At 52.7% G+C, this 8,307-nt stretch carries 6 protein-coding genes; 3 read left to right on the top strand and 3 right to left on the bottom strand.

Annotated features, from left to right (window positions below; genetic code table 11):
- The 3 genes from EDF78_RS25400 to EDF78_RS25390 all read right to left on the bottom strand — a co-directional run.
- Positions 1-372 (bottom strand): molecular chaperone (locus EDF78_RS25400; RefSeq protein ID WP_133824208.1); only part of this gene is annotated, 372 nt, incomplete at its 3' end.
- 12 nt (positions 373-384) lie between these two features.
- The gene (locus EDF78_RS25395) at positions 385-2,886 is read right to left on the bottom strand and encodes a fimbria/pilus outer membrane usher protein (RefSeq protein ID WP_133824207.1); all 2,502 of its coding nucleotides are present in this window, start codon (positions 2,884-2,886) and stop codon (positions 385-387) included.
- 98 nt (positions 2,887-2,984) lie between these two features.
- On the bottom strand, positions 2,985-3,563 hold the full coding sequence (locus EDF78_RS25390) for a fimbrial protein (protein ID WP_131694604.1): 579 nt from the start codon (positions 3,561-3,563) through the stop codon (positions 2,985-2,987).
- A 527-nt stretch (positions 3,564-4,090) separates the two neighbouring features.
- Here EDF78_RS25390 and acs point away from each other — a divergent pair.
- The 3 genes from acs to actP are packed head-to-tail and all read left to right on the top strand — an operon-like array spanning position 4,091 to position 8,082.
- The gene (gene acs / locus EDF78_RS25385; RefSeq protein WP_119823179.1) at positions 4,091-6,052 is read left to right on the top strand and encodes an acetate--CoA ligase; all 1,962 of its coding nucleotides are present in this window, start codon (positions 4,091-4,093) and stop codon (positions 6,050-6,052) included.
- A gap of 54 nt (positions 6,053-6,106) precedes the next feature.
- Positions 6,107-6,418: a DUF485 domain-containing protein gene (locus EDF78_RS25380; protein ID WP_095923735.1), complete on the top strand. Its 312-nt coding sequence runs from the start codon at positions 6,107-6,109 to the stop codon at positions 6,416-6,418.
- Positions 6,415-8,082, top strand: coding sequence for a cation/acetate symporter ActP (gene actP, locus EDF78_RS25375; protein ID WP_095923736.1), 1,668 nt, complete (start codon positions 6,415-6,417; stop codon positions 8,080-8,082). Before EDF78_RS25380 ends, actP begins: the two co-directional genes overlap by 4 nt.
- Positions 8,083-8,307: the final 225 nt, after the last annotated feature.

Raw genomic sequence — 8,307 nt, 5'->3', positions numbered from 1 at the left:
CATGACGTTCGCCATGTCGCTTTTGGGCGGCACCTCGCGCACGTTGAAGTAAAACAGCGACTCGCGGTCTTTCGGTAAGCCTGCGGTTTCAGGTAATTGCAGGATGCGGATCTGACTTTTCTCACCGGCGTCAATGCGCTGCATCGGCGGCAGCGCCACCAGCGGCGAGGTGATTTTTTCGCCCTGCGCATTCTCCAGCCAGACCTGTGCCAGATACGGCAACGTTTTGCTCTGGTTTTCCAGCATCACGCTGACGGATTTATCACCGGCCTGATAAATGATGCGCGTCCGGTCAAGATTGACGGCGGCCAGCGCGGGCGTCGCCGCGACCATCGTCAGCAGGGCAATGAGATAAAAATGCTGTTTTTTCATGGGATTATTTCCTTATGTACAGGGCAGCAACATCTGCCCGGAACGGGTTTCGGGTTCAGCGGGCACGCGGATCTGACACTGCTGCGCATCGCCCCAGCGCACCGTCAGGGATTTTTCCCCTGACACACCGGCCAGATAGGCCAGTCCGCCGTCGCCGATCAGCCCCGCCTCAAAGCCGGAACTGTTGTCAGTTACCGACGCGCCCAGCGGCGGATGGCTGCCGTCTTTCAGGCGGATCACCGCCATCAGGCGCTCGCCTTTCACGGCGCGGATCTGGCGAAAACCGATCGCCCCTTCGGTCAGCGTTTTGCTGACCACCGAGCTGTAAACCTCGACGTCGTCCGGCAAATTATTGACATCAACGCGGATGTCCGAGGTCTGGTAGCTGGACACGCCGTTCACCACCGCGATGCCGTAATCGTTGGTCACGGACGCGCCGTCGCTGACCGGAATGCCTTTCACACCCGCCGACAACATCATGCGCGGCTCGCTGCCGGCGCTGCTCTGATGCAGGGCCGCGCCCGCCGCCGTGGCGGTCAGCGATCCGTACCAGCTGGCATTCACCGAGCGGTAATCGTTATTTTTCACGCTGCCGTTCGCCCCGAACTGGCCGTACGGCGACATGTGCTGGTAGTTGGCGCGGAACACGCCATTGCCTTTTTGCAGATCCGGGCTGCCGCCGCCCGCACCGACGCGCCAGCTGTTGGCCGGATCCTGACTGTTGTAATACGACGCCGTTTGCGAGAAGCCGCTCTGCGAATCCTGCTGCGCGTCGTAGCTGATTTGCTGCCCGGAAGAGAGCGGCACACTGAGCGACAGAAACATCTGGTTTTCATCGGTATCGCGGTAATTGAGCTTGCTGGCGGAAAACGTCGCCGAGACGCCGGTAAAGCGCCCGACATCGAAAATCTTGCTGACCGACAGGCTGTAGTTGTTACTGGCACGCTCGTTCCAGTAGATTTTGTGGGTGGCCGAGAGATACAGCGTGATGGCCGGCCACGGCAGATACTGGTTGGCGGTGACGGTGTAGGTCTGTTTGTCGTCGCGGGAATAGCCGTCGCCGTTGACCTTGTCGAGATACTGGCTGAACGACATAAAGGTTTTTTGCGAGAAACGGTATCCGGCAAAGGTGATCTGGCTGCCGGTCGAATCGAAGCGTTTGGAGTAGTTGGCGCGGTAACTCAGCCCGGTTTGCCTGCCCGCCACCGGCACGGTGGCCGAGGATCGCGTGACGTCAAACGACACCGCGCCGAGCTTTTGCAGGTTTTGTCCGACGCCGAGCGCCTGCGCCTGATAGTTGCCGGTGGTGGTGATAACGCCGCCGTAAAGCGAGAAATCATTGAGCGCGCCCCAGGACATTTCGCCGCTGTAAAAACCGGGCTGTAACACGTGATTGTTGCTGCCGGTGGTCGGTTTGCCCGTCGCGGTTTTAAAGCGCACCTGCCCTTTGCGGGTCAGAAACGGGATGGTCGCGGTGGTCACCTGATAGGTGGTGACGCTGCCGTTTTCTTCCTCGATTTTCACATCCAGCGCGCCCTGTACCGCTTCGGTTAAATCCTGCACCACGAACGGCCCCGGCGACACGTTGGTCTGGTAAATCACCCGTCCGTTCTGGCTGATGCTCACTTTGGCGTTGGTTTTGGCGATGCCGGTCACCTGCGGCGCGTAGCCACGCAGCGACGGCGGCAGCATGCGCTGGTCGCTGTTCAGCGACACGCCGAGAAAACGAAACGAGTCGAAAATATCCGAACTGAAATAGGTCTGCCCGCCGGTCAGGCGCGCGCCAAGGGACGGTAATGCGCGGTAAACATAGGTTTGCGTCCAGGTGAATTTGTCGCTGGCCGGGGTGCCGGAAGTGCGCGATGAAGCATACTGATAATCGGCACGGGCGCGCCACGGCCCGAGGTTAACGCCGGTGGTGCCGTAGCTGCTGAAGCTGGTGGTGCTGTCGCCGGACTGCGGCATGTATTTGCTGCCGAGCAGGTTGTAATCCAGCAGTGCGCCGTTCACGCCCTCATCCCACTGCGACGGCGGCACCCAGTTTTCATCGTGAAACGTCAGCCACGCCTGCGGAATGCTGATGTTAAGGGTCTGTTTTTCCTGATCGTAGCGGGTGGTCACTTCTGTCTGCTGATCGAGCGACGTGCATTCGCCCTGATGCCACAGCGTCAGCTTCTCGCGGGCAGCCGGGGTCAGGTCGAATTTGTCCACCAGCGCGGGCGGCAGACAAAGGCGGCTGTCCGGGTTATTTTCAGCGGAAATGTACTTAATCAGGCTTTGATCGCCGAGCGTGCGGCCATTGAGCACCACATCCAGCAGGTATTCACCGGGCGCGATATAATGGGCTACCTGAAATCGTGACAGATCGACATTATTGCGATCGGCAGAATCGATGAAATTAACGTTAAATTCTACCGCAAGGCTTCTGACCGAAATAAAGCATCCCGACAGAAGGAAAATAAACCACAGGGTTATTTTCTTGTCTGCCGATGTTCTATCCATCACAAACGACATAATAAAATCACTTTGACTAAGCAGTAATAAACACAAATCCCCGGTGCATTCACACCTGAAAATAAAGGGGAGAAAACTCCCCTTAATCACAGCAATAATTATTTATAGTTAAGGGCGTAGGTCGCCTGAGAGACGATCGTACCGGTAGAAACTGGCTGAGAGTTGGCTTCAACGCGTGCAGCAAAGACCAGTTCGTTGTTGCCAGTAACCAGGTTGATATCTTTAGACGTGTCACCGACTTTCAGCAGATCGCCGTTGGCGTCAATCAGGCGGATACCTGCGCCTTTTGCACTGCCGGTGTTTGCCAGAAGTTCCGCTGCACTGCTGTCAGGTGTGCCGGCAAAGGAGACGGCAACTTTAGACATGGCCGGATATTCAACCGTGCCCGCCGTTTGTGCAGTCAGATCACAATCCTGCAGGTGAATGGTGTAGTTAACGTTTTGAGAGTATTTATTGCCACTCTCCAGCACCTTATTCGCCACCTGCCCCATATTCACGTTAATGTCTTCATCACCCGCCGCAATGGAGCAAGGTGCATTAATCACCGTACCGGTGAAATGAATACGGCCGGAACCCTGATCGGTTCCTGTCGGAGGCGTTGTATCATCTGCAAAAGCTGATGAAGAAATAAGGGCAGATAAAGCAATAACCAGTGTCTTGTTTTTGGCGTTAAACATAATAAGTCCTTGAGATTTAACGGTAGCTATTAAGCGTTGCATAAGCAATTAAGCAGCTGTTAAGCGATATATTTCGCTGTACCGAAGAGAGCACCCCTCTCTTGCCAGATCAATATACTGATATTTTTAATTTAACGTTATAATAATTTGCTTAATGCAAATATTAAGAGTTTCCATCTCAGATTAATCTTTAAACATTATCTTTATGAATGTAAATTAACTCAGAGGTTAAAATATTTGATATTAAATATGCCCTCTCAGTTAAGAAAATCGCCGCCCCTGCTCTGTGATTAAGCTTTAATTAACTAATTAATTACATTTTTAGTCCTAGATTTTAACTTCCCCCCTTTCTTTTTCCTCCTGCGCCCGTCTCCACTTCTGTGGTCTGTCCCTCATGACCGGTGTTTATATCTTGCTGTTTTTTCTCCGCTTGCGTGATCTGCCCCCCAGAAAACGAACAAAGCCATATCGCAAACTACACTTAACCTTTGGTTGACATATCATTAACAAATTAAAGGAGAAAAACCATGAGCCATGTTTATAAGCACCCTATTCCTGCCGCTGTGGCAGAACGTACCCTGATCACACCTGAGAAATATCAGCAGTATTATCAACAGTCTGTTGAAGACCCCGATGCCTTCTGGGGCGAACAGGCAAAAGTGCTCGACTGGATCAAGCCTTTCACAAAGGTGAAAAACACTTCTTTTGCCCCAGGGAATATTGATATTCGCTGGTTTGAGGACGGCACTCTCAATCTTGCCGCCAACTGTCTGGATCGCCATCTGGCTGAAAAAGGGGATCAGACCGCGCTGATTTGGGAAGGCGATGACCCGAAAGCCGAAAACAAACACGTCACTTATAAACAACTTCATCATGACGTATGTCAGTTCGCTAACGTCTTAAAGGGGCTGGGAGTAAAGAAAGGGGACGTTGTCGCCATTTATATGCCCATGGTGCCGGAAGCTGCTGTCGCCATGCTGGCCTGTGCCCGTATCGGCGCCGTGCATTCTGTCATCTTTGCCGGTTTCTCACCGGAAGCGGTCGCGGGCCGTATTATCGATTCCAACGCCAAACTGGTGATTACCGCTGATGAAGGGCTTCGCGCCGGACGAACCATTCCGCTGAAACAAAACGTGGATGATGCGCTGAAGAATCCTGCCGTTACCAGCATCACGCATTCCATTATTTTCAAACGCACCGGAAAACAGGGCGAATGGAAAGAAGGACGCGACATCTGGTGGCATGACGCGATTGAAGGTGTTTCTGCGGATTGCCCGGCAGAGGAAATGAACGCAGAAGACCCGCTCTTCATCCTTTATACCTCCGGCTCAACCGGTAAACCAAAAGGCGTGCTGCATACCACTGGCGGTTATCTGGTGTATGCCGCGCTGACATTCAAATACACCTTCGATTATCACGATGGTGATATCTACTGGTGTACCGCCGATGTCGGCTGGGTTACCGGCCACAGTTACCTGCTTTACGGGCCGCTGGCTTGCGGAGCCATCAGTCTGATGTTTGAGGGTGTCCCTAATTATCCGACTCCCGCCCGTATGGCACAGGTGATTGATAAACATAAGGTGAATATTCTCTATACCGCGCCAACGGCTATCCGGGCATTAATGGCCGAAGGGGATAAAGCGGTTGAGGGCACCAGCCGGGCATCGCTGCGGATTATGGGTTCGGTCGGCGAACCAATCAATCCGGAAGCCTGGGAGTGGTACTACAAAACTATCGGTAACAGCGCGTGTCCGATCGTCGACACCTGGTGGCAAACCGAAACCGGGGGTTTCATGATCACCCCGTTACCCGGTGCCACAGAACTGAAAGCCGGTTCGGCAACACGTCCGTTCTTTGGCGTGCAACCGGCACTGGTCGATAACGAAGGCGTTCCGCAGGAAGGTGCATGCGAAGGCAATCTGGTGATCACCGATTCGTGGCCGGGCCAGGCACGGACATTATTCGGCGATCATGAACGTTTTGAGCAAACCTATTTTTCTACCTTTAAAAACATGTACTTCAGCGGTGATGGCGCCCGTCGTGACGAAGACGGTTATTACTGGATCACCGGCCGGGTTGATGACGTATTGAATATTTCCGGTCACCGTCTGGGTACTGCCGAAATTGAATCGGCGTTAGTGTCTCATCCTAAAATTGCTGAAGCCGCGGTTGTCGGCATTCCGCATAACATCAAAGGTCAGGCCATTTATGCCTACATCACACTGAATCACGGCGAAGAACCGTCACCGGAACTCTATACCGAAGTGCGCAACTGGGTGCGCAAAGAGATAGGGTCCATCGCGACGCCTGACATTCTTCACTGGACAGATTCGTTACCCAAAACCCGTTCCGGCAAAATTATGCGCCGTATTTTGCGCAAAATTGCTGCCGGTGACACAAGCAATCTGGGAGATACCTCTACGCTGGCGGATCCGGGCGTAGTCGATAAATTGCTCGAAGAAAAACAATCCATGAAAGTGCCGTCATAATTTTCACCGCCCTGGCGCGGTGAACTCTATCAATGCCTCAAAGGAGTCACTGAGATGAATGATCTCATTTATCAGAGAGTTGTAAGTAATCCGCGCTTCAGGGAACTGGTGCAAAAACGCAGTCGTTTTGCCTGGCTGCTGTCAGGCATTACGCTGGTTCTGTATGTCGCGTTTATTTTACTGATTGCGTTCGATCCGCAATGGCTGGGAACACCGCTGTATGAGGGGGCGACCATTACCCGTGGTATCCCCGTGGGCGTCGGATTAATCGTCATTTCTTTTGTGCTGACCGGTATTTATGTTGTGCGTGCCAACGGTGAGTTTGACCGGCTGACCGCCGATATTATCCGTGAGGTGCAACCATGAAGGCTCGTTGCAGTTCTCTTCTTTTGCTGATGTTATCGCTCTGCTTACCTTTCAGTCTGTTTGCAGCTGAAGGGATCGGCGGAGAAGTTAAACGCCAGCCTCTTAATATTGAAGCCATCGTGATGTTCGTACTGTTTGTGGGTGCGACGCTGTATATCACCTATTGGGCGGCGAAACGTACGCGCTCCCGCCAGGATTACTACACGGCAGGCGGACGCATTACCGGCCTGCAAAACGGAATGGCTATTGCGGGGGACTTCATGTCTGCCGCTTCTTTCCTGGGTATTTCTGCGCTGGTATATACCTCAGGATACGACGGGTTGATCTATTCCATCGGTTTCCTGATCGGCTGGCCAATCATTTTATTCCTGATTGCTGAACGTCTGCGTAATCTGGGCAAATATACCTTTGCGGATGTGGCATCTTACCGGTTAAAACAAAAGCCGATCCGGTTGCTTTCTGCCTGCGGTTCACTGGTGGTCGTCGCGCTGTATCTGATTGCTCAAATGGTTGGCGCCGGTAAGCTAATTCAGTTGCTGTTTGGCCTGAATTATCACGTCGCGGTGATCCTCGTCGGCATCCTGATGGTGCTCTATGTGTTGTTTGGCGGGATGCTGGCAACGACCTGGGTGCAAATTATCAAAGCTATCCTGTTACTGGCCGGTGCGACGTTCATGGCAATTATGGTCATGAGATCTGTCGGTTTCAATTTCAACACACTCTTTACTCAGGCTGTCGCCGTACACTCAAAAGGCATTGCGATCATGAGTCCGGGAGGATTGGTATCGGATCCGATATCCGCGCTGTCTCTGGGGCTGGCATTGATGTTCGGTACCGCAGGCTTGCCACATATTCTGATGCGGTTCTTCACCGTCAATGATGCCAAGGAAGCGCGCAAGAGTGTGTTCTATGCCACGGGTTTTATCGGCTACTTTTACATACTGACCTTCATTATCGGCTTTGGCGCGATCGTTCTGGTCAGTGCGAATCCGGCATTTAAAGATGCCAGCGGCATATTGTTGGGCGGCAATAATATGGCCGCAGTGCATTTAGCTGATGCGGTTGGTGGCAGCTTCTTCCTTGGCTTCATATCCGCAGTCGCCTTCGCGACAATATTAGCGGTAGTTGCCGGCTTAACGCTGGCAGGAGCGTCAGCGGTATCTCATGACCTGTATGCCAGTGTCATCAAGGATGGCAAAGCGACAGAGCGTGATGAGCTTAGAGTCTCGAAGATCACCGTCATAATTCTGGGTATCGTCGCCATTGCGCTGGGTATTCTTTTTGAAAAACAGAATATTGCGTTCATGGTTGGACTTGCGTTCTCCATCGCTGCAAGCTGCAACTTCCCGATTATTTTGCTTTCGATGTACTGGGCAAAACTGACGACACGCGGGGCAATGATCGGAGGATGGCTTGGTTTACTCACCGCTGTGATACTGATGATTCTTGGCCCGACGATCTGGGTTCAGATTTTGGGGCATGCTAAACCTATTTATCCTTATGAATACCCGGCGCTGTTCTCGATGATTGTGGCCTTTGTTGGCACCTGGTTCTTCTCGATTACAGATAACTCACTGGAAGGACAGAAAGAGAGAGAGCGCTTCTATCCTCAGTTTGTACGATCACAAACGGGCATCGGGATTTCCCAGAGTTCTAATCACTAGTGTTCAGCAAGCAGAAACGCAAAAGGCCATCCCTGAGGATGGCCTTTTGTTTGGAGAGGAGTTGTCTACTCTCAGAAAATCATCAAGAGCAGAAAAGACAAAAGCCCTGCACATAGTGCAGGGCTTTTGTCTTATTTGATGCCTGGCAGTTCCCTACTCTCGCATGGGGAGACCCCACACTACCATCGGCGCTACGGCGTTTCACTTCTGAGTTCGGCATGGGGT

It is taken from the genome of Rahnella sp. BIGb0236 (genome assembly GCF_004364755.1).
GTDB classification, from domain to species: Bacteria; Pseudomonadota; Gammaproteobacteria; order Enterobacterales; family Enterobacteriaceae; genus Rahnella; species Rahnella victoriana.
This window is presented reverse-complemented; position numbering and strand designations above follow the sequence as displayed.